18 protein-coding genes are annotated in these 19,216 nt (G+C 64.4%); 11 read left to right on the top strand and 7 right to left on the bottom strand.

Going from position 1 to position 19,216, the window contains the following annotated elements:
- Window positions 1-3: 3 nt before the first annotated feature.
- From OWC48_RS28365 to OWC48_RS28355, 3 genes are all read right to left on the bottom strand, one after another.
- Entirely contained in the window at window positions 4-258 is a 255-nt protein-coding gene (locus OWC48_RS28365) for a hypothetical protein (protein WP_282522947.1), read from the bottom strand.
- Window positions 259-391: 133 nt separating this feature from the next.
- Entirely contained in the window at window positions 392-670 is a 279-nt protein-coding gene (locus OWC48_RS28360) for a hypothetical protein (RefSeq protein ID WP_282522946.1), read from the bottom strand.
- Between the two features lie 20 nt (window positions 671-690).
- The gene (locus OWC48_RS28355; protein ID WP_282522945.1) at window positions 691-1,158 is read right to left on the bottom strand and encodes a hypothetical protein; all 468 of its coding nucleotides are present in this window, start codon (window positions 1,156-1,158) and stop codon (window positions 691-693) included.
- Between the two features lie 405 nt (window positions 1,159-1,563).
- Between OWC48_RS28355 and OWC48_RS28350 the strand changes: the two genes are divergently transcribed.
- The 7 genes from OWC48_RS28350 (at window position 1,564) to OWC48_RS28320 (ending at window position 9,919) form a co-directional block, all read left to right on the top strand.
- Window positions 1,564-1,758, top strand: coding sequence for a hypothetical protein (locus OWC48_RS28350; RefSeq protein ID WP_282522944.1), 195 nt, complete (start codon window positions 1,564-1,566; stop codon window positions 1,756-1,758).
- 10 nt (window positions 1,759-1,768) lie between these two features.
- Complete coding sequence (locus OWC48_RS28345) at window positions 1,769-1,858, top strand: K(+)-transporting ATPase subunit F (RefSeq protein ID WP_282522943.1); 90 nt, start codon at window positions 1,769-1,771, stop codon at window positions 1,856-1,858.
- A gap of 111 nt (window positions 1,859-1,969) precedes the next feature.
- Window positions 1,970-3,673, top strand: a complete 1,704-nt coding sequence (gene kdpA, locus OWC48_RS28340; protein ID WP_282522942.1) for a potassium-transporting ATPase subunit KdpA — start codon at window positions 1,970-1,972, stop codon at window positions 3,671-3,673.
- Between the two features lie 18 nt (window positions 3,674-3,691).
- On the top strand, window positions 3,692-5,806 hold the full coding sequence (gene kdpB, locus OWC48_RS28335) for a potassium-transporting ATPase subunit KdpB (protein ID WP_282522941.1): 2,115 nt from the start codon (window positions 3,692-3,694) through the stop codon (window positions 5,804-5,806).
- A gap of 57 nt (window positions 5,807-5,863) precedes the next feature.
- Window positions 5,864-6,469 (top strand): K(+)-transporting ATPase subunit C, encoded by a 606-nt coding sequence (locus OWC48_RS28330; protein ID WP_282522940.1) that lies wholly within the window; start codon window positions 5,864-5,866, stop codon window positions 6,467-6,469.
- A 40-nt stretch (window positions 6,470-6,509) separates the two neighbouring features.
- The gene (locus tag OWC48_RS28325; protein WP_282522939.1) at window positions 6,510-9,233 is read left to right on the top strand and encodes a sensor histidine kinase KdpD; all 2,724 of its coding nucleotides are present in this window, start codon (window positions 6,510-6,512) and stop codon (window positions 9,231-9,233) included.
- Complete coding sequence (locus OWC48_RS28320; RefSeq protein ID WP_014492778.1) at window positions 9,230-9,919, top strand: response regulator; 690 nt, start codon at window positions 9,230-9,232, stop codon at window positions 9,917-9,919. The genes OWC48_RS28325 and OWC48_RS28320 overlap by 4 nt, the downstream gene beginning before the upstream one ends.
- A 95-nt stretch (window positions 9,920-10,014) precedes the next feature.
- Here the strand turns inward: OWC48_RS28320 and OWC48_RS28315 are convergent, their stop codons facing one another.
- Window positions 10,015-10,254, bottom strand: coding sequence for a hypothetical protein (locus OWC48_RS28315; RefSeq protein WP_282522938.1), 240 nt, complete (start codon window positions 10,252-10,254; stop codon window positions 10,015-10,017).
- On the opposite strand from OWC48_RS28315, the gene OWC48_RS28310 reads away from it, so the two are divergent.
- Window positions 10,253-11,023 (top strand): hypothetical protein, encoded by a 771-nt coding sequence (locus tag OWC48_RS28310; RefSeq protein ID WP_282522937.1) that lies wholly within the window; start codon window positions 10,253-10,255, stop codon window positions 11,021-11,023. The two genes, OWC48_RS28315 and OWC48_RS28310, sit on opposite strands and share 2 nt — an antisense overlap.
- Window positions 11,024-11,083: 60 nt before the next feature.
- A complete protein-coding gene (locus tag OWC48_RS28305) occupies window positions 11,084-11,947 on the top strand; it encodes a M15 family metallopeptidase (RefSeq protein WP_282522936.1) in 864 nt (287 codons plus the stop codon).
- Window positions 11,948-11,955: 8 nt separating this feature from the next.
- Here OWC48_RS28305 and OWC48_RS28300 read toward each other — a convergent pair whose 3' ends face one another.
- A complete protein-coding gene (locus tag OWC48_RS28300) occupies window positions 11,956-12,837 on the bottom strand; it encodes a Ku protein (protein ID WP_282522935.1) in 882 nt (293 codons plus the stop codon).
- A gap of 118 nt (window positions 12,838-12,955) precedes the next feature.
- Here OWC48_RS28300 and ligD point away from each other — a divergent pair, with 118 nt between their 5' ends.
- A complete protein-coding gene (gene ligD / locus OWC48_RS28295) occupies window positions 12,956-15,622 on the top strand; it encodes a DNA ligase D (protein ID WP_282523021.1) in 2,667 nt (888 codons plus the stop codon).
- Between the two features lie 127 nt (window positions 15,623-15,749).
- Here ligD and OWC48_RS28290 read toward each other — a convergent pair whose 3' ends face one another.
- Window positions 15,750-15,914, bottom strand: a complete 165-nt coding sequence (locus tag OWC48_RS28290; protein ID WP_007595743.1) for a DUF3309 family protein — start codon at window positions 15,912-15,914, stop codon at window positions 15,750-15,752.
- 182 nt (window positions 15,915-16,096) lie between these two features.
- On the opposite strand from OWC48_RS28290, the gene OWC48_RS28285 reads away from it, so the two are divergent.
- Window positions 16,097-16,426, top strand: a complete 330-nt coding sequence (locus OWC48_RS28285; protein WP_282522934.1) for a polyhydroxyalkanoic acid system family protein — start codon at window positions 16,097-16,099, stop codon at window positions 16,424-16,426.
- 3 nt (window positions 16,427-16,429) lie between these two features.
- On the opposite strand, the gene treY is transcribed toward OWC48_RS28285, so the two are convergent.
- On the bottom strand, window positions 16,430-19,216 hold the full coding sequence (treY, locus tag OWC48_RS28280; protein ID WP_282522933.1) for a malto-oligosyltrehalose synthase: 2,787 nt from the start codon (window positions 19,214-19,216) through the stop codon (window positions 16,430-16,432).

Here is a 19,216-nt window from a genome sequence, read left to right as displayed (position 1 = left end):
AGCTCAGGCGGCGCGCTTGGGAGCAGCGGCATCGGGGCTGCTGCCCATGTCGAGCTCGATCTCGCGCGGCAGCTCGATGATGGTCTCAGGATGCTGTCCGTTCTCGAACAGCGCATATTTGATGGCCTGGGCGCGGTTGACGAACAGGCCACCGTAGAGGCCGTTCTGCTGCTGCGCGACCCACTGTCCCCTGTGGTTGCGGCCGATGAAGACGATGGTCGAGGGTGAGCTGCACGAGGGAGGTTCGACGAGTTTCACTTTCGTATTCCTTCCGATTGACGCGGGCGGCGGGTGCGTGTCCCGCGACCACCCGATCAATATCTTTTCAAGCGAATATGATTTCGAGTGAGGCTGCGCGACGATCTCATAGGAAGGTCATAAAGCCCGATGTTCAGGCCAGCTCGTTGACGACCTGAACCAGCGCGAACAGCGCGCCGAAGGCAACGCCTTCGTCCCAATGATTGAGGACGGCACCGAACAGCGGCTCGCGCCTGACGAGGCCGGCGAGGGCGCACAGGATGATCGACATCCAGAGCAGGGCGGAGAGGCTGCGTGCAAAGCCGACGCTGCCGAAGGCTGCAAAGGCAACGAGCAGTGCGAGGCGGACGGCAAAGCGCGCGATCACCCGCGCCGGGCTGAGGACCCGCGACATGTCCGAAGATTGCGGCAAGGCGCGAACCTCCGCTTGGCTTAGCTGAAATTCTCGCAGGCGACCGGCTGATAGAGCGGGTCCGGGGCGGGGCGCACGGTGGGAACGCTCGGCCGCGATACCTCCACGGCTAACGCCTGTACCTCGATGAAGGCCGACAGCAATGCCAGCGCAAGATCGGCATGCCGGGCTTCGACGGCGGCGTCGAGCCAGTCCGGCAATTCGCGCTCGCGCGACAGAGCGCAATGCCACTCGCCCTCGTCATAGGCGATGCGGCGGACCTGCCACAGCGGCAGCTCGAGCTCGATCAGCGCCAGCGCGGCGTCGGTCCAGGCCTCGGCATCGACCAGGCGCATGATACGCGCACTGCGCTCGCTCCGCCCGCGCGACGGGAAGCGCCGGCAGGCCTGATCGATGATGTCGAGCATCAGCGGACGCGTCATTGCCGGTGCCGCGCGAAGCTGCTGGTTGAGGGAAGGTGGGGCAAGGCGTCGGAGAACGGCGGTCATGTCAGGCCTCCTGGAATTGGTGTCGGTCAGTCGGCCGGCCTCTCCAAGATGGCTGGAAGCGCATTTGAAAACGAGATGGGGACGGGACGGGAGATATAGGGATTTCATAAGTGCACGGAATCTTCCGGGTATGAGCGACAGATCGCCGACCGCCGTCTCCGTCGAAGGTGAAGGCTTATAGAAGCAGGGCTTTTTGAAAAGACCCTGGCCATGGCCTGCCTTAACAACGGTCGTGAAAGCGATGGTGGTTTGTGTCGCTGCGCTGCCTGCTCGGAACGACCGCCCGAAATACAGCGTCGGTGCCACATAGTGGCCGGCCACGACGTGCCGGCCTTTATGGGATTCCTATAACGTCGCCATAGGCCTCATCTCGAAAACCTATGCGCGCGGTGGCATTTCAGCGCGGTGAAGTTCCCGGCCGGGAGAGACACGTGTTGCGTTCGCTCGCAGCACGCGGCCCGCCGGGATCCGGAGACGGGCTATGCCAGACATCGTCTCGTACTGAGGAGTATCGCCATGATGGACATCCTGATGCTGGCGCTGGGCTTCGTCTTCTTCGCCCTTGCGATCGGCTACACCTATGCCTGCGAACGGCTGTGAGGGGCGCACCATGATCTTCGATTATACGCTCGCCAGCGCCGTCTCGTTCGGCCTCCTGATTTACCTCACCTACGCGCTGCTCCGGCCGGAACGGTTCTGACCGTGCTGCTCATTGTCAAATTGCTGCTGGCGGACGCCGTGCTCGTCGCCTGCCTCCTGACGGTGCTCCGGTCGTTGCTGGGCCGGGCACCAAGCCTGAAGGGTTGATTCCATGACCGTGATCGGTTGGCTCCAGATCATTCTCTTTTGCGCGATTATCGTCGCGCTGACGAAACCGCTCGGCGGGTACATGACGGCTGTGTTCAACGGCGAGCGGACGTTTCTCTCGCCGGTGCTGCGGCCGATCGAGGCCGGCATCTACTGGTTCTCCGGCGTCGACGACAGGCGCGAGCAGCATTGGCTGACCTACACGGTCTCCATGCTGCTGTTTCATGTCGGCGGCTTCCTCATCATCTACGGCGTGATGCGGCTTCAGGCGGTGTTGCCGTTCAACCCGGCCGGGCAGGGCGCGGTCGCCCAGGATCTCTCCTTCAACACCGCGATTTCCTTCATAACCAACACCAACTGGCAGAATTACGGCGGCGAGAGCACGCTATCCTATCTCGTGCAGATGCTCGGCCTGACGCACCAGAACTTCCTGTCGGCGGCGACCGGCATCGCGCTCGCGGTGGCCATGATCCGCGGATTCTCGCGCGCCTCGATGCGCACGGTCGGCAATTTCTGGGTCGACGTCACCCGCACGACACTTTATGTGCTGCTGCCGATCTGCGTCGTCTACACACTGTTCCTGGTCTGGCAGGGCATCCCGCAGACGCTCGGCGATTACGTCGAGGCCACTACGCTCGAAGGCGCCAAGCAGACCATCGCGGTCGGCCCGGTCGCATCGCAGGTTGCGATCAAGATGCTCGGCACCAATGGCGGCGGCTTCTTCAACGCCAACGCCGCGCATCCCTTCGAGAACCCGACCGCGCTGTCGAATCTCGTGCAGATGCTCTCGATCTTCCTGATCGGCGCGGCCATGACCAATGTGTTCGGCCGCATGGTCGGCAACCAGCGCCAGGGCTGGGCGATCTTCGCGGTCATGGGCGTGCTGTTCATCGCCGGCGTCGTCATCACCTATTGGGCGGAAGCCAACGGCACCTCGATGATGCATGCGCTCGGCCTGACTGGCGGCAACATGGAGGGCAAGGAAGTCCGCTTCGGCATCGTCGCCTCCTCGCTGTTCGCCGTGGTGACCACGGCCGCCTCCTGCGGCGCGGTCAACGCCATGCATGACAGCTTCACCGCGCTCGGCGGCATGATCCCGCTGATCAACATGCAGCTCGGTGAAGTCATCATCGGCGGCGTGGGCGCCGGCCTCTATGGCATGCTGCTGTTCGTCGTGCTCGCGATCTTCGTCGCCGGCCTGATGGTCGGCCGCACGCCGGAATATGTCGGCAAGAAGATCGAGGCGCGCGAGGTCAAGATGGCGATGCTCGCGATCCTGGTGCTGCCGCTGATGTATCTCGGCTGGACCGCGGTCGGCGTGGTCTATCCGGCGGCGGTCGCCTCGATGGCGAATGCCGGCCCGCATGGCTTCACCGAGGTGCTCTACGCCTTCACCTCGGCGACCGGCAACAACGGCTCGGCCTTCGCGGGCCTCACCGGCAACACGCTGTTCTACAACCTCACCCTCGCATCCGCGATGTTCGTCGGCCGGTTCTTCATGATCGTTCCGGCGATGGCGATTGCGGGCTCGCTGGCCGCCAAGAAGTCGATCCCGCCGTCGGCGGGCACGTTCCCGACCACGGGCGGGCTGTTCGTCGGCCTCGTCGTGGGCGTGATCCTGATCATCGGCGGCCTGACCTTCTTCCCGGCACTCGCGCTCGGCCCGATCGTCGAGCAACTCGCGATGAACGCCGGCAACGTCTTCTGATTGTTTGGAGTGACCTCCATGGATACGATGAAACTGCAAAAACGTGCCCCGATGTCGGCAATGCTCGATCCCAAGATCGTTCTGCCCGCGATCAGCGCGTCCTTCACCAAGCTCGACCCGCGGCTGATGATCAAGAACCCCGTGATGTTCGTGGTCGAGATCGTGGCCGCGCTCACCACGGTGATCTTCCTGCGCGACCTCGTCACCGGCGGCGAGAGTCTCGGCTTCACCTTCCAGATCATCCTCTGGCTCTGGTTCACGGTGCTGTTCGCCAATTTCGCCGAAGCGGTGGCTGAAGGCCGCGGCAAGGCACAAGCCGAATCGTTGCGCAAGACCCGCACCGAGAGCCAGGCCAAGCTCCTGAGCGGTGCCGGCCAGGCCTTCAACCTGGTGCCGGGCACCAGCCTGAAGGTCGGCGACATCGTGCTGGTCGAGGCAGGGGACACCATCCCCTCCGACGGCGAGGTGATCGAAGGCGTCGCTTCCGTCAACGAAGCCGCCATCACCGGCGAGTCCGCGCCCGTGATCCGCGAGTCCGGCGGCGACCGGTCGGCGGTGACCGGCGGCACGCAGGTGCTGTCCGACTGGATCCGCGTCCGCATCACGGCCGCGCAAGGCTCGACCTTCATCGACCGCATGATCAAGCTGGTCGAGGGCGCCGAGCGGCAGAAGACGCCGAACGAGATCGCGCTCAACATCCTGCTCGCCGGCCTCACCATCATCTTCGTGTTCGCCACCGTCACCATTCCGAGCTATGCGGCTTATGCCGGCGGCTCGATCTCGGTGGTCGTGCTGGTCGCACTGTTCGTGACGCTGATCCCGACCACGATCGGCGCGCTGCTATCGGCGATCGGTATCGCCGGCATGGACCGCCTGGTCCGCTTCAACGTGCTGGCGATGTCCGGCCGCGCGGTCGAGGCTGCCGGTGACGTCGACACGCTGCTGCTCGACAAGACCGGTACGATCACGCTCGGCAACCGCCAGGCGACCGCCTTCCGCCCGGTTCGCGGCGTCACCGAGCAGGAGCTCGCCGATGCGGCGCAGCTCGCCTCGCTCGCCGACGAGACGCCGGAAGGCCGCTCGATCGTCGTGCTAGCGAAGGAGAAGTATTCCATGCGCGGCCGCGACATGGCCGAGCTTGGCGCCACCTTCATTCCGTTCACGGCACAAACCCGCATGAGCGGTGTCGATGCCGGCGGCTCGTCGGTGCGCAAGGGCGCTGTCGATGCCATGCTCAATTATGTCGGCGGCGGTGCGCCGCTGGCCGTTGCCTCCGGCAACACCGCGCGTGCCATCCAGCCTGCAGTGCTTTCCGACGTCGGCCGTGAAGTCCAGACCATTGCCGACGAGATATCGAAAGCGGGCGGAACGCCGCTTGCGGTCGCCAAGGACGGCAAGCTGCTCGGCGTGATCCAGCTCAAGGACATCGTCAAGGGCGGCATCCGCGAGCGCTTCGCAGAACTGCGCCGCATGGGCATCCGCACCATCATGATCACCGGCGACAACCCGATGACGGCCGCTGCGATCGCGGCGGAGGCGGGCGTCGATGATTTCCTCGCGCAGGCAACGCCCGAGGACAAGCTCAAGCTGATCCGCGACGAGCAGGCCAAGGGCAAGCTGGTCGCCATGTGCGGCGACGGCACCAACGACGCGCCGGCGCTTGCCCAGGCCGACGTCGGCGTCGCCATGAACACCGGCACGCAGGCCGCCCGCGAGGCCGGCAACATGGTCGACCTCGATTCCAACCCGACCAAGCTGATCGAGGTGGTCGAGATCGGCAAGCAGCTGCTGATGACACGCGGTGCGCTGACGACGTTCTCGATCGCCAACGACGTCGCAAAGTATTTTGCGATCATCCCGGCGATGTTCCTGGCGTTCTACCCGCAACTCAACGTGCTCAACGTCATGAACCTATCGAGCCCGCAGAGCGCCATCCTGTCGGCGATCATCTTCAACGCGCTGATCATCATCGCGCTGATCCCGCTGGCGCTCAAAGGCGTCGCCTACCGCGCGGTCGGTGCCGGCGCGTTGCTCCGTCGCAACCTGCTGATCTACGGCCTGGGTGGAATCCTCATTCCCTTCATCGGCATCAAGGCGATCGATCTCGTCGTGACCGCCTTGCACCTGGCTTGACCGTCGTCACGCGGCGCGATGCGCCGCGCGCAATGACGAGGACTTAGGAGACATAACATGCTCAGAGAAATCCGCCCCGCCATCGTCCTGCTGCTGGTGCTCACCGCCATCACCGGCCTGGCCTATCCGCTCGCAATGACCGCCATTGCCGGTGCGATCTTCCCCTCGCAGGCGCAAGGCAGCCTGATCGAGCGGGACGGCAAGGTGATCGGCTCCGCCCTGATCGGGCAGGAGTTCAAGGAGGACAAATATTTCCACGGCCGCCTGTCGGCGACTTTGGCGCCGGACCCGAATGATTCGACCAAGACGGTCCCGGCGCCCTACAACGCGGCCAACTCGGGCGGCTCCAACCTTGGCCCGACCAGCAAGGCGCTGGCTGACCGGCTCAAGGAGGACGTGGACAAGCTGAAGGCTGAAAATCCGAACGCCGCCGTGCCGGTCGACCTGGTCACCACCTCGGCCAGCGGCCTCGACCCGGACATCTCGCCGGAGGCGGCCGAATTTCAGGTGCCGCGGGTGGCGAAGGCGCGGAATCTGCCGGACGATCAGGTCAAGCAGCTCGTGGCCTCCAATACCCAGGGTCGTCTGTTCGGCCTGATCGGCGAACCGCGGGTTAACGTCCTTGCTCTAAACCTCGCGCTCGATCGCGTTGCCGCGAAGTAGCGCTCTAGGCTCGCGGCGCGCGGATGATTATATTGGCCTCATGGTCAGAGAACGCCGCGATCCCGAACAACGTCCGTCTCCCGAGGCGCTGCTTGAAGCCGCGCGCCGGGAGGAGAGCGCGAGCGGCAAGCTGAAGATCTTCGTCGGCGCCGCCCCCGGCGTCGGCAAGACTTACGAGATGCTGCAAAGCGCCCATGCCAGGCGCAAGGCGGGCATCGACGTGGTGGTCGGCTTTGTCGAGACCCATGGCCGCGCGGAGACCGAGGCGCTGGTGCGCGGGCTCGAGGTGGTGCCGCGCATGAGGTTCGATTACCGCGGCCAGATCGTCGAGGAGATGGACCTCGATGCCGTGATCGAGCGCCGCCCTCGAATCGCACTGGTTGACGAGCTCGCTCATACCAATGCCGCCGGCAGCCGCCATCCCAAGCGCTATCTCGACGTCGAGGAGCTGCTGTCCCACGGCATCGACGTTTACACCGCCGTCAACATCCAGCATATCGAGAGCCTGAACGACGTCGTCGCCCAGATCACCCATGTGCGGGTGCGCGAGACCGTGCCGGACTCGGTATTCGACCGCGCCGATGCGATCGAGCTGATCGACCTCACGCCCGACGATTTGATCCAGCGGCTGCGAGAGGGCAAGGTCTATGTGCCCAAGCAGGCCGAGCGGGCGCTGGAGCACTATTTTTCGCCGGGCAATCTGACCGCGCTGCGCGAGCTGGCGCTGCGGCGTACGGCCGAGCGGGTCGACGAGCAGCTTCTCAATCACATGCAGGCGAATGCCATCGCCGGCCCATGGGCCGCGGGCGAGCGCATCCTCGTCTGCATCAGCGAGGATCCGCGCGCGGCCGGGCTCGTGCGCTACACCAAGCGGCTGGCCGACCGGCTGCATGCGCAATTCACCGCGATCTCGATCGAGACCCGGCGGTCGCTGCAGCTTTCGGACGAGGAGCGCGACCGTCTCGCCGATACGCTGCGGCTTGCCGAATCGCTGGGCGGCGAAGCGCTGACCATTCCCGCTGTCGGCCGCCGCATCGCCGACGACGTGATCAACTTCGCGCAAGGCAACAACGTCACCCAGATCGTGATCGGAAAATCGACGCGCTCGCGTTGGTTCGAACTGACGCGCGGCTCCGTCGTGCACGATCTCGTGCGCAGTGCCGGCAATATCAGCGTTCACGTCATTCCCGGCGATGAGCTCACGACCGAGCCGGCGCCGAAGACGGCGGTTCAGACGGCGGCACGGGCAGAGGCGTTTGATGCGCGGCCCTATTTGAAGGCGCTCGGGATTACCGCGCTCGGCCTTGCCGCAGCGGTGGCCATCAAGCCGTATTTCGGTATCGAAAACGTCGACCTGATGTTCCTGACCGCGGTTGTCGCTGTGGCTGTTCGCTACGGGTTGTGGCCGTCGCTCCTTGCGAGCGTCGCGGCGTCGCTGGCGTACAACTTCTTCTTCCTGCCGCCGGTCTACACCTTCACGATTACCGACCCGACCAATGTCGCGGCGTTCTTCTTTTTCATGTTGATCGCGTTCGTGGTGTCGAACGTCGCCGGGCGGGTGCGCACGCAGGCGGACACCGCGCTCGGCCGCATCCGCACGACCGAGCAGCTCTATGCGTTCAGCCGCAAGCTCACGGGCACCGGCACGCTCGACGATGTGCTCTGGGCAACTGCCTATCAAACTGCGCTGATGCTGAAGGTTCGCGTGGTCCTGCTGCTGCCGGAGGAAGGGCTGCTCACGGTGAAGTCCGGCTATCCGCCCGAGGACCAGATCGACCAGGCCGATCTCGCCGCCGCCAATTGGGCCTGGAGCAACGATCGTCCCGCCGGCCGCGGCTCGGACACGCTGCCCGGCGCCAAGCGGCTGTTCCTGCCGATGCGCACCGGGCGTGGTCCGATCGGCGTCATCGGCATCGACAATGATCGCACCGGCCCGCTGCTGACCCCGGACCAGCGCCGGCTGCTCGATGCGCTCGTCGACCAGGGCGCACTGGCAATCGAGCGCGTGCTGCTGGTCGAGGACGTGGATCGCGTCAAGCGCACCGTCGAATCCGAGCGGTTGCGCTCTGCGCTGCTGACCTCGATCTCGCACGACCTCAAGACGCCGCTCGCCTCCGTGCTCGGTGCGGCCTCGACCATGCGCGATCTCGCCGGTGCGCTGTCCGACACCGAGAAGCGTGATCTGCTCGCTACCGTGATCGACGAGTCCGAGCGCCTCAACCGCTTCATTGCCAATCTGCTCGACATGACAAAGCTCGAATCCGGCGCCATCGTGCCCAACGCGGCACTGCACGATCTCGGCGAGATCGTCGGCAGCGCGCTGCGGCGTGCGAGCAAGATATTGACGGCGCACAAGGTGGAACTGGTGCTGGCCGCCGATCTGCCGATGCTTCAGCTCGATGCCGTGCTGTTCGAGCAAGTGCTGTTCAATCTGCTCGACAATGCCGCGAAATATTCGCTGCCCGAGACGACGATCTCGATCCGCAGCCGGCGCGAGGGGAATCATGTTGTGCTAGAGATCGCCGACCAGGGTGGCGGCATTCCGCCTGACGAGCTCGAGAGCGTGTTCGACAAGTTCTATCGGGTGCAGAAGGGCGACCATGTCCGTCCCGGCACCGGGCTGGGGCTCGCCATCTCCCGCGGCTTCGTCGAGGCGATGCAGGGCACGATCTCGGCCGCCAACCGCGGCGACCGCAGCGGCGCGATCCTCACCATCCGGCTGCCCGTTCCGGCACGGACCCACGCATTGGATACCGCCGCATGAGCGCCGCCCCGATCAAGGTTCTGGTCATCGACGACGAGCCGCCGATCCGAAAATTGCTGCGGATGGGACTCTCGACGCAAGGCTACGAGATCCTGGAAGCATCGAACGGAAAGACCGCGCTTGAGAAGCTCGCGGAAGAACCCGCGCTGATCATTCTCGATCTCGGCCTGCCGGACATCCAGGGCCACGAATTGCTGCGCACCATCCGCGGCCGCAACGAGGGCGTGCCGATCGTGGTGCTGTCGAGCCGCGGCGACGAGGCCGGCAAGGTGCAGGCGCTCGATCTCGGCGCCGACGATTATCTGACAAAGCCATTCGGCATGGACGAGCTGTTGGCGCGCCTGCGCGCCGCGCTGCGGCACCAGCTCCAGGTACAGGGTGAACGTCCGATATTCCGCACCGGCGACCTCTCCGTCGATCTCGTGCGCCGGATCGTCAAGGTCGGCGAGCGCGACGTAAAACTGTCGCCGAAGGAATACGATCTTTTGCGCGTGCTGGTGCAGCACGCCGGCAAGGTGCTGACCCATCGTTTCCTGCTGAAAGAGCTCTGGGACGAGCTCACCGACGCGCAATATCTGCGCGTCTATGTCCGCCAGCTCCGCCAGAAGATCGAAGCCGATCCCGAACGCCCGCAATATGTGCTGACGGAGACGGGGATCGGGTACCGGCTGAAGGCGGGGGATTAGTCTCCCCGGTTCGGCGCTGCCGGCCGTTGAGCGTATCCGGAGGCGAGCGTCGAAGCGCGTTAAAGCGCCGCACCGCCCGCCAACCGGAATGGATTTCACAAAGCAACCAATGATTGTATCATTCGGTCGTATTCTCCGGGCTTGGGACCGGGCAAGTTCTGTGCGTCTGCAGATGATGGAGCAGTGAGCACAATGGCGAAAAAGGCGTCCACCAAGAGCAAGGCGAAGAAGGTATCCGCCAGGAGGAAGGGCGTTTCAAAGACGCCGCCGAAGCGCTCGCGCGCGCCGGCAAAGCGGACGCCGAAGCGGAAAAACGGGCGAGCCCCGTCTGCCATGAAGGCCGCTGCAGCTGCATCGTCATTCGGGCCAGTTGTGGGCCAGATCGTCGCTCTCGCCGCCGCCTCGCCCATTGCCGACTTCGATTGGAAAAACCGGGGTGTCGCACCCATCGGCTATATCAAGGGGATGGCCGTCACCTATGGCAGGGTTTACTGCAAATTCCTGGCCGATGACGTGGCGGCGATCGAGATGGCCAAAGCTGACACCCGTGCGCCAGCGGTCGACGCACTATCCCTCTACACTCCCGAATTCCAGGCGCTCGGATGGAGCAACGAAACCACCAGCGCGGACACGCTGCGCCATCTGTTCGTGCTCCTGATCGGTCTCGGCATGCGCGAGAGCTCGGGCCAGTACTGCGAGGGGCGCGACTACTCCGCGGACAATGAAGACGGTGAGACGGCCGAAGCCGGTCTTTTCCAGGTCAGCTTCAATGCGCGCAGCATGAGCCCGCTGCTGCCTCCCTTGTTCGCGACATACCAGGTTACCCCGTCCGGCTTCGTGGAGATCTTCAAGGAGGACGTCCACTGCAAGCCGAAAATGCTCAAGAACTGGGGGACCGGGACGGGGAAGGAATTTCAGCAGTTGACCAAGGAGGCTCCAGCTTTTGCCGCAGAATTCGCGGCTGTCGGCCTGCGGAATAAACTGGCCCATTGGGGGCCGATCAAGCGCAAGGAAGCTCAAGTCATTCGCGATTGCGACACGATGCTGCGCGGCGTGCAGGACATCGTCGATTCCTCAGCTGGCGCGTGTGAGGCGCTTCGATAACCCGCCGGCCGGACGAAGGCCCGACATTTGAACGCTGAATTCGGTTCTGAGGAGACTCATATGCCTTTCTTCCTGGAGCGTGGTGGCGAGAACAACCCGCTGGAAGTCCAGCGCTGGCAGTACTTCCTGCGCAAGAACAACGTGACACAGACGGGCGCCATCGATGGCCAGTTCGGCATGAAGACCGAAGAGGCGACGAAGATCTTCCAGCTCCAGCATTCGCGCCCGACCACGGGCAAATTTGACGAGGCCACGCTCCAGGTCGCGCAGGGTCTCGGATATACCGTCCGCCCGGACAATTTCTATAGCAACAAGACGGGGAGCAATTTTCCTCCGAAGCCCACCAACCTGGAAAGCCCCAGCAATGCAGATCGCAATGCTGCGTTGGGTTGCTTCAGGTTCGTCCAATTGCCGCTCGGCAACCGCGCCGACAAGGACGAGGTGGTGCCGAAGGACAGCTGCGATCACACGATTCCGGACTGGCGGAATGCAAACATCGTGGACCTGCCGATCCCCCAGATGAAGTTCGTCACCGGCTTCTCCGGCATCATGCGATGCCACAGGCTGGTCGCGCCGCACTTGCTTCTGCTGTTTGCCCGCTGGGAGGAGCTCGATCTGCTGCATCTCCTCTGGCATTATGATGGTGACTACAATCCGCGATACAAGCGCGGCCAGTCACCGGGCAACGGCGGGCATGGTCTCAAGCAAAGCAACCAGGTGAGCGCGCTGTCCAATCATGCCTTCGGCTCGGCGTTTGACGTCAACGAGCGTGACAATCAATTCACCAAGGAGCCCGCGCGATGCCCGCGGCGTGGCTGCGTGCGCGAATTGGTGGAGCCCGCCAACGAGCTGGGGTTCTACTGGGGAGGACACTTCAGCGAAGGCAGCCAGGACGGAATGCATTTCGAGTTTGCAAAGTTCTAGCCGCTGTGTCACCCCGCCTTCCTCTGCCGTGCCGTTGACCGGTGTGCCTTCTTCGTGGCTCGTTGCCCTCTGGTGGCCCGGCGTGCATGCGACTTTGCCGTCTTCTTCCCGCCGCGTCCCTTCAGGCTCTGCTTCAGCGCGTCCATCAGGCTGACGACGTTGCTCGGCCGCTCCTCGCGCTCCGGCAGCTCGATTGTTTTGCCGCTGGCCTTGCGCTTCACCAGCGCCTTCAGCGCGGTCTCGTAGTCGTCCCTAAACTTGCTCGGGTCGAAATGTGCAGCCTTGGTCTGCAGGATGTGGCTGGCGAGCTCGACCATGTCCTTGGTGATCTTGGGGCCCTTGATGTCGTCGAAGAACTCGCCCTCGTCGCGGAGCTCGTAGGGGAAGCGCAACGTGGTGCCGAGCAGGCCCTTGCCGAGCGGTTCGATCGCGATGATGTGCTCGCGGTTGGTGAGCACGATCTTGGCGAGCGCAACGCGGTCCTGGTCCTTCATGGCGTCGCGGATCACGGCAAAAGCATCGACCGCGGCCTTGCCGTCGGGCGCGATATAATAGGGATGATTGAGGTAGCGCTGGTCGATCTCGTCGCTCGGCACGAAACTCTCGATGTCGATGGTGTGGTTGCTTTCGATCTGGACCGCCTCGAGCTCCTCCGGCTCGATCTCGACATATTTGCCCTTGCGCAGCTCGTAGCCGCGTCCCTTCTGGTCGCTCTCGACCACGTCACCGGTTCTGGAGTCCACCATCCGCTGCTTGAGCCGGTTTCCGGTCTCGCGGTTGATCATGTGAAACCGCGTCTTCTCGGCTGCGGTGGTCGCCGGATAAAGCGCGACCGGGCAACTGACCAGCGAGAGCTTTAACGTTCCCTTCCAATAGGCGCGCGGGGCCATTCCGTTCTCCAGCGTTTCAAGGCATTTTGGAACCCCAACCGCCCCATCGGGTTTTGGTTCCGGATGGGACTTTTGCCGTGATAGGCTTTTGGCGCCGAAAGAGAATGCGGGACCGGTCGTGCTGCGAAAACTCTCCACCTACCGACAGAAGCGCGATTTCGAGAAGACACCGGAGCCGTCGGGCAAGACCGCGGTGGCGCCATCGGCGCAGCGGCGCTTCGTGATCCAGAAGCACGATGCGACGCGACTGCACTATGATCTGCGGCTCGAGTTCGACGGCGTCTTCAAGTCGTGGGCGGTCACCAAGGGACCCTCGCTGGATCCGCATGACAAGCGGCTGGCGGTCGAGGTCGAGGACCATCCGCTCGACTATGGCGATTTCGAAGGCACGATTCCGGAAGGGCAGTATGGCGGCGGCACGGTCATGCTCTGGGACCGCGGCACCTGGGAGTCCGAGGATCCCGAGCGCGGCTTCCAGAAGGGCGACCTCAAGTTCACGCTCCACGGCGACAAGTTGCATGGAAGCTGGGTGCTGGTGCGAATGAGGCATGACCGCACCGGGGGCAAGCGCACCAACTGGCTCCTGATCAAGCATCGCGACGAATATGCCAGCGAGAGCGAAGACATTCTCGGCGAGGACAAGTCGGTGGCCTCCGGCCGCGCGATGGCTGAGATCGCCGATGGCAAGGGTCGCGCGCCAAAGCCGTTCATGTTGGCGAAGGGCGCCAAGGTCAAGGCCGATGCGGTCTGGCAGTCCAATCGTGTCGAGGAGCCGAAAGGGCGCACCGTCAGGCCGGCGCCCGGCGCGGCGTTGAAGCGCGGGACGGGCGCAAAGAAGAAAGCGACGACCGCGACGACCGCGAAAAAAGTCTCGGAGATGCCGGACTTCGTCGCGCCGCAGCTCTGCACCCCGGTCGAGCGGCCGCCGGCGGCCGATGGTTGGTGCCACGAGATCAAGTTCGACGGCTATCGCGTCCAGCTCCGCGTCGACGACGGCGAGGCGACGCTGAAGACGCGCAAGGGCCTCGACTGGACCGACAAGTTCGCAGCCATCGCGAAGGAGGCGGGGGAGCTTCCCGACCTCATGATTGACGGCGAGATCGTCGCGCTGGATCACAACGGCGCGCCGAATTTCTCCTCGCTCCAGGCCGCGCTGTCGGACGGCAAGACCGAGGACCTGATCTTCTTTGCCTTCGACCTCCTGTTCGCCGAGGGGCTCGATTGCCGGCGCCTGCCACTCGGCGAGCGCAAGGACCGTCTCAAGGTACTTCTGAACGCAGGCAAGAAGAAATCGAGCCAAATCCGCTATGTCGAGCATTTCGAGAGCAGCGGCGATGCCGTGCTGCAATCGGCCTGCAAGCTCGAGCTCGAAGGCGTGGTGTCGAAGAAGCTCGACGCGCCTTATCGGTCGGGGCGAACGGAAAGCTGGACAAAGGCCAAATGCCGCGCCGGCCATGAGGTCGTGATCGGCGGCTGGAAGACCACCAACGGCAAATTCCGCTCGCTGATGGCGGGCGTGCACCGCGGCGATCATCTTGCCTTCGTCGGCATGGTCGGCACCGGCTTCGGCGCGGACAAGGTCAAGCGCATCATGCCGTCCCTGAAAGCCATGGAGGCCGGGCAAAGCCCCTTCGGCGGCAAGAACGCACCGAAAAAGACGCGCGACGTGCACTGGCTGAAGCCGGAGCTCGTCGCCGAGATCGAGTTCGCCGGCTTCACCGCCGACGGCAATATCCGCCAGGCCGCCTTCAAGGGCCTGCGGCAGGACAAGCCGGCCGAGGAGGTCGAGGCGGAAACACCAGGTGATACCGAACTCGCAAAGCCCTCGGCCAGGAAGCGCGCCGTGCCGAAGGCAGGCAAGCGGAAGGATGCCGGTACGGCCGAGGTGATGGGTGTCGTCGTCTCGAAGCCGGACAAGGAGCTGTGGCCGGATGGCGGCGACGGCGAGGGCGTGACGAAACTCGATCTCGCGCGCTATTTCGAGGCCGTCGGCGCCTGGATGATCGAGCACATCAAGGGCCGTCCCTGTTCGATCCTGCGCGCGCCTGATGGCATCGGCGGCGAAAAATTCTTCCAGCGCCATGCGATGCAAGGCACGTCGAATCTGCTGGAGCTCGCGAAAGTCTCGGGCGATCGCAAGCCGTATTTGCAGATCGATCGCGTCGAGGGGCTTGCCGCGGTCGCACAGATCGGCGGCCTCGAGCTGCATCCCTGGAATTGTGCCCCGAACGCCTATGATACGCCGGGCCGGTTGGTGTTCGATCTAGATCCCGCGCCGGACGTCAAATTTGCCGATGTCGTGGACGCCGCCAAGGAGATGCGGCAGCGCCTCACCGACGTCGGCATGGAGAGCTTTTGCAAGACCACCGGCGGTAAGGGCCTGCACGTGGTGGTGCCGCTGCTCCACGGCGCGCGCGACAAGGTGAGCTGGAAGGAGGCCAAGGCGTTCGCGCAAGGCGTTTGCCAGTGGATGGCCGACGACGATCCCGAGCGCTATCTGCTCAACATGTCCAAGAAGCTGCGCAACGGAAAGATCTTCCTGGATTATTTGCGGAATGACCGCCTGTCGACGGCGGTGGCGCCGCTATCGCCCCGTGCGCGCGATGGCGCGACCGTGTCGATGCCCGTGACATGGGCGCAGGTGAAGGGTGATCTCGATCCGAAGCGGTACACGGTGCGGACGGTGCCGGGTCTGCTGGCGCGCTCGAAAGCCTGGGATGGCTATGACGATGCGGCTGCGTCGATCAAGGCCGCGATGAAGAAGCTTACGGGGAAAATGAAGTAGAGTGGGCAAAGCGACTTGTCCGCTGTAGCTCGAAGAGCGAAGGCGGAAGCGTGTCCACCATCTTTCTCATTGCGGCGAAGCGGTGGGCACGGCGCGTTGCGCCTTTGCCCACCCTACGAAGCCGCGGCTAGATCCGTCCGAGCAACAGCAGGATCAGCAGGATGACGATGACGAGCCCGAGTCCGCCGCCGCCGTAATAGCCGGTGCCGTAGAACGGGCCGCCGCCGATGCCGCTGAAGCCGCCGAGCAGCGCGATGACCAAAATGATCAGAATGATCGTACCGATAGACATGCTAGTCTCCTCCAGCCCTTTGTTGAAAGGGTCGTTTGCACCTGTCCCGTGGTGCGAGGGCAACTTGCCGCAGGTTCTATAGTTCCCACGATGAAACACGGCGAACGGGGCCAACTTGCATGGAACCTTTGCCAGTCCAGACGGCATGACTATGTGAGGATCAGTCACCACAGGGCAGGGCCATGTCAGCACCGCTTGTCGTCTCCATTCCACATCGTCTCGGCCGGGAGGAAGCCGTGCGCCGGCTCAAGACCGGGCTCGGTCGCGCCGCCGCCAGCATTCCCGTGATGCAGGTCGAGGAGGAGCGCTGGAGCGGCGACAGCATGAGTTTTCGCATCCGCGCGCTCGGGCAGATCGCGAGCGGCCAGGTCGATGTCGCCGACGACCACGTCAAGGTTGAGGTTGTGTTGCCGTGGCTGTTGCAGCGCTTCGCCGAGATGGCGCAGGCGACCATCCGCAAGCGCGGGCAGCTGCTGCTGACCAAGGATGGGGGCAAGGACGGGGGCAAGTAGCCGTCAGCTCCGAGCGCGCTGTTGCCTGGGTCGCGCAGTGCTGGCGGCACGTGCCTCGATGACCGCAGCGGGAATATCCCGGAAGGCTTGCGCGAGCGGCAATTGATTGCCGGCAAAGTCCGGCCCGGTGTAGCCGGTGATGTCGATCGTCGCGTCAACGCCCTCGAAGGCGGGCCATTGTCGGCCCTCTTGCGTGAACGGCGCAAACTGGCGCCCGACCACGACGATCGCAGCCGTGCGGCCGTGTCGGCGGGTAAAGGCAATGACGTGGTCTGCGTGCGCGCCCCGGACCTGCAGCGGTTGATACTCGCCCTGCGCGAACACATCGGCGAGTTCGTTGCGCAGTTTGAGCAGGTGCCGCGTCCAGGCCAGCTTGAGCTGGCCGTTCGGCCAGGTCTCGATCAACCCGCGCCAGTCCGGCGCTTCCAGTGACGTCAGCGCCGTCTGCCGCGCGGCAAAGTCCACCGGGCGGCGGTTGTCGGGATCGACCAGCGACAGGTCCCAGTATTCGGTGCCTTGGTAGAAGTCGGGCACGCCGGGCTGTGTCGCCTTGAGCGTGAGCTGGCTCAGCGAATTCAGGGCGCCGAGCAGCGCGACGCGGCGTGCCAGGGTTTGCAGCGCCTCCAGGAACTCGCTGGATTGCGCTGGATCGAGGATCTTCCCGATGAAGCTCTCGACGCCGTTCTCATAGGCCTCGTGCGGGTTGAGCCAGCTGGTCTCCTCCTTGCCCTCGCGCGCGGCCTTGAGCGCATAGGCCTGGATGCGCTCGACGAAGCCGGCATCGGCCGGCTCCTGAAGCGACCAGGCGCCGAGCAGGGTCTGGTAGAGCATGTATTCGAACGTCGCCGACGGGGCGCGCAGATTGCCGTTGAGCGCGAGGTGCGGCGCGTTCAGCACCTTCCAGCGCGCCACCGCGCTGGTCCATTCGCCGGGAATCTCACTGAGCGCCGCGATCCGCGCGCGTGCGTCCTCGCCGCGCTTGGTGTCATGGGTCGCGGTCGCCGTCATCCCTTGCGGCCATTCCTTGGCACGCGCGCGCATGGCCTCGTGGAAGGCAGGTATCGTGAGGCCGTTGCTCGCGGGATCGCCGCCGACCTCGTTCAGGGCGAGCAGCCGGTGGAATTGATAGAAGGCGGTGTCCTCCAGCGACTTCGCCATCATCGGTCCCGTGAACTGCTGCACCTTCAGCGCGAAGCGGCGCACCCGCGGAGCGCTGTGCGGGGGACGGCCGGGCTTGAGCAGGTCCATGGTCAGCGCATCGCGCAGGAAGTCGAAGATGCCTTCATCCGCGGCGAACCATTCCGCGCGGGCCCGTTCGATGGTGTCGTCAATCAGCTTGCGGTCGAGCGCGGTCGGCCCGCTATGCGTCAAATAGGTGCGATAGACCGGGAAGTGCAGCACGTACAATTCGAGCGCCTGCCGCAGGCTGTCGGCGGAGAAGTCGCGGGTCGAGTAATGCCCGTTGGCGATGCGCGCGAGCAGGCGGGTCAGCACGGTGAATTCGCTGGTCAGCAGCGTCTCCAGCACGCGCCGCTTGGCGTCCTTGACGTAAGGCGCCAGCCGTGGCGGGCGGTTGCTGATCTGCCGCCAGGTCTCGTTCAACGCCTCCAGCCCTTTCGGGTCGACCAGAACCTGGGTGATGACGTTCATCCACTCATAGCCCGTGGTGCCCTGAACGCCGGCGAAATGCGGCAGGCGCTCGTGCTCGCACAGGATCTTTTCGATCACGGTATAGAACGGTTTGGTGTTGCCCTGCGCGTCGCGCACCAGTCGGCGCAGCCGCTGGCAATATTGGGCGGGATCGCGCAGGCCGTCGATGTGATCGAGGCGGATGCCTTGCAGCTTGCCGTCGGCAATGAGCTGCTTCACCAGCCGGTGCGTGGCGGCGAACGTGCTCGCGTCCTCGACGCGCAGGCCCGCAAGCCCGTTGACGTCGAAGAAGCGGCGATAATTGATGTCGCTGGAGGCAAGCCGCCAGTGTCCGAGCTTGTAGTGCTGGCGCTCCAGCAGATGATGCAGCGCCAGCGTCTGCGCCGGGCGATCCTTGGCGGAACGATAGGCGGCGAGGCCGCGTACGATGATATCGGCGCTGCCTGCGATCTCCTTGAGCTCCGCCTTGAAGCCGGGCGCTTCCCTACGGTTGGGGCGACGCAGCCCGGTGTAGCGGGCCGCAAGCGCGAGCAGGTGCTTGCCGGCCCCTGTCTCGGCGGCGTCGGCTTCCTTCACGATCAGGCGCAGCAATTCGCCATAGCGTTCCGGCGCGATCGGCAGGCGATGCTCGAAATACCAGGCGGAAAAACTGCCTTCATCGGCATCGTAGCGCAGCTCGATGTCGCCGCGCTCCAGCGCCTCGCCATAGGGCGAGCCGAGGATCGGCAGCAGCACGCCGCCCCGGGCGCGAAAGGCCAGTTGATCCCAGTCGATGTCGAAGGAAACCGCATGCGGCGAGGCCTGGCCCCATTCCAGCACATCGAGCCACCAGGGATTGTCGGCAAAGTGCACGCCGACATGGTTCGGCACGAAGTCGATGATAAGGCCGAGGTCGTGCTGCGTGAGGGCGTCGCTCAGCCGGGCAAAGCCGGCCTCGCCGCCGAGCTCGGGATTGAACTGGCTGTGGTCGACGGTGTCGTAGCCATGGGTCGAGCCCCTGCGCGCCTTCATGACCGGCGAGGCGTAGAGATGTGTGATCCCGAGTGCCTTGAGATAAGGCACGACCGCGGCGGCCTTGTCGAAGTCGAAATCCGCGGTGAGCTGAAGCCGATAGGTCGCAAGAGGAATGGCAGGAGGCAT

The organism is Bradyrhizobium sp. Arg816, assembly GCF_029989365.1.
GTDB lineage: Bacteria > Pseudomonadota > Alphaproteobacteria > Rhizobiales > Xanthobacteraceae > Bradyrhizobium.
This window is presented reverse-complemented; position numbering and strand designations above follow the sequence as displayed.

What these genes read in the sequence shown, in the direction of transcription:
- kdpB (WP_282522941.1), top strand. Translation starts at nt 3,692, where the DNA reads ATGGATACGATGAAACTGCAAAAACGTGCCCCGATGTCGGCAATGCTC.
- OWC48_RS28305 (WP_282522936.1), top strand. Translation starts at nt 11,084, where the DNA reads ATGCCTTTCTTCCTGGAGCGTGGTGGCGAGAACAACCCGCTGGAAGTC.
- OWC48_RS28345 (WP_282522943.1), top strand. Translation starts at nt 1,769, where the DNA reads ATGATCTTCGATTATACGCTCGCCAGCGCCGTCTCGTTCGGCCTCCTG.
- treY (WP_282522933.1), bottom strand. Translation starts at nt 19,216, where the DNA reads ATGCCTCCTGCCATTCCTCTTGCGACCTATCGGCTTCAGCTCACCGCG.
- kdpA (WP_282522942.1), top strand. Translation starts at nt 1,970, where the DNA reads ATGACCGTGATCGGTTGGCTCCAGATCATTCTCTTTTGCGCGATTATC.
- OWC48_RS28300 (WP_282522935.1), bottom strand. Translation starts at nt 12,837, where the DNA reads ATGGCCCCGCGCGCCTATTGGAAGGGAACGTTAAAGCTCTCGCTGGTC.
- OWC48_RS28355 (WP_282522945.1), bottom strand. Translation starts at nt 1,158, where the DNA reads ATGACCGCCGTTCTCCGACGCCTTGCCCCACCTTCCCTCAACCAGCAG.
- OWC48_RS28310 (WP_282522937.1), top strand. Translation starts at nt 10,253, where the DNA reads ATGAAGGCCGCTGCAGCTGCATCGTCATTCGGGCCAGTTGTGGGCCAG.
- OWC48_RS28320 (WP_014492778.1), top strand. Translation starts at nt 9,230, where the DNA reads ATGAGCGCCGCCCCGATCAAGGTTCTGGTCATCGACGACGAGCCGCCG.
- OWC48_RS28315 (WP_282522938.1), bottom strand. Translation starts at nt 10,254, where the DNA reads ATGGCAGACGGGGCTCGCCCGTTTTTCCGCTTCGGCGTCCGCTTTGCC.
- OWC48_RS28290 (WP_007595743.1), bottom strand. Translation starts at nt 15,914, where the DNA reads ATGTCTATCGGTACGATCATTCTGATCATTTTGGTCATCGCGCTGCTC.
- OWC48_RS28330 (WP_282522940.1), top strand. Translation starts at nt 5,864, where the DNA reads ATGCTCAGAGAAATCCGCCCCGCCATCGTCCTGCTGCTGGTGCTCACC.
- OWC48_RS28285 (WP_282522934.1), top strand. Translation starts at nt 16,097, where the DNA reads ATGTCAGCACCGCTTGTCGTCTCCATTCCACATCGTCTCGGCCGGGAG.
- OWC48_RS28325 (WP_282522939.1), top strand. Translation starts at nt 6,510, where the DNA reads ATGGTCAGAGAACGCCGCGATCCCGAACAACGTCCGTCTCCCGAGGCG.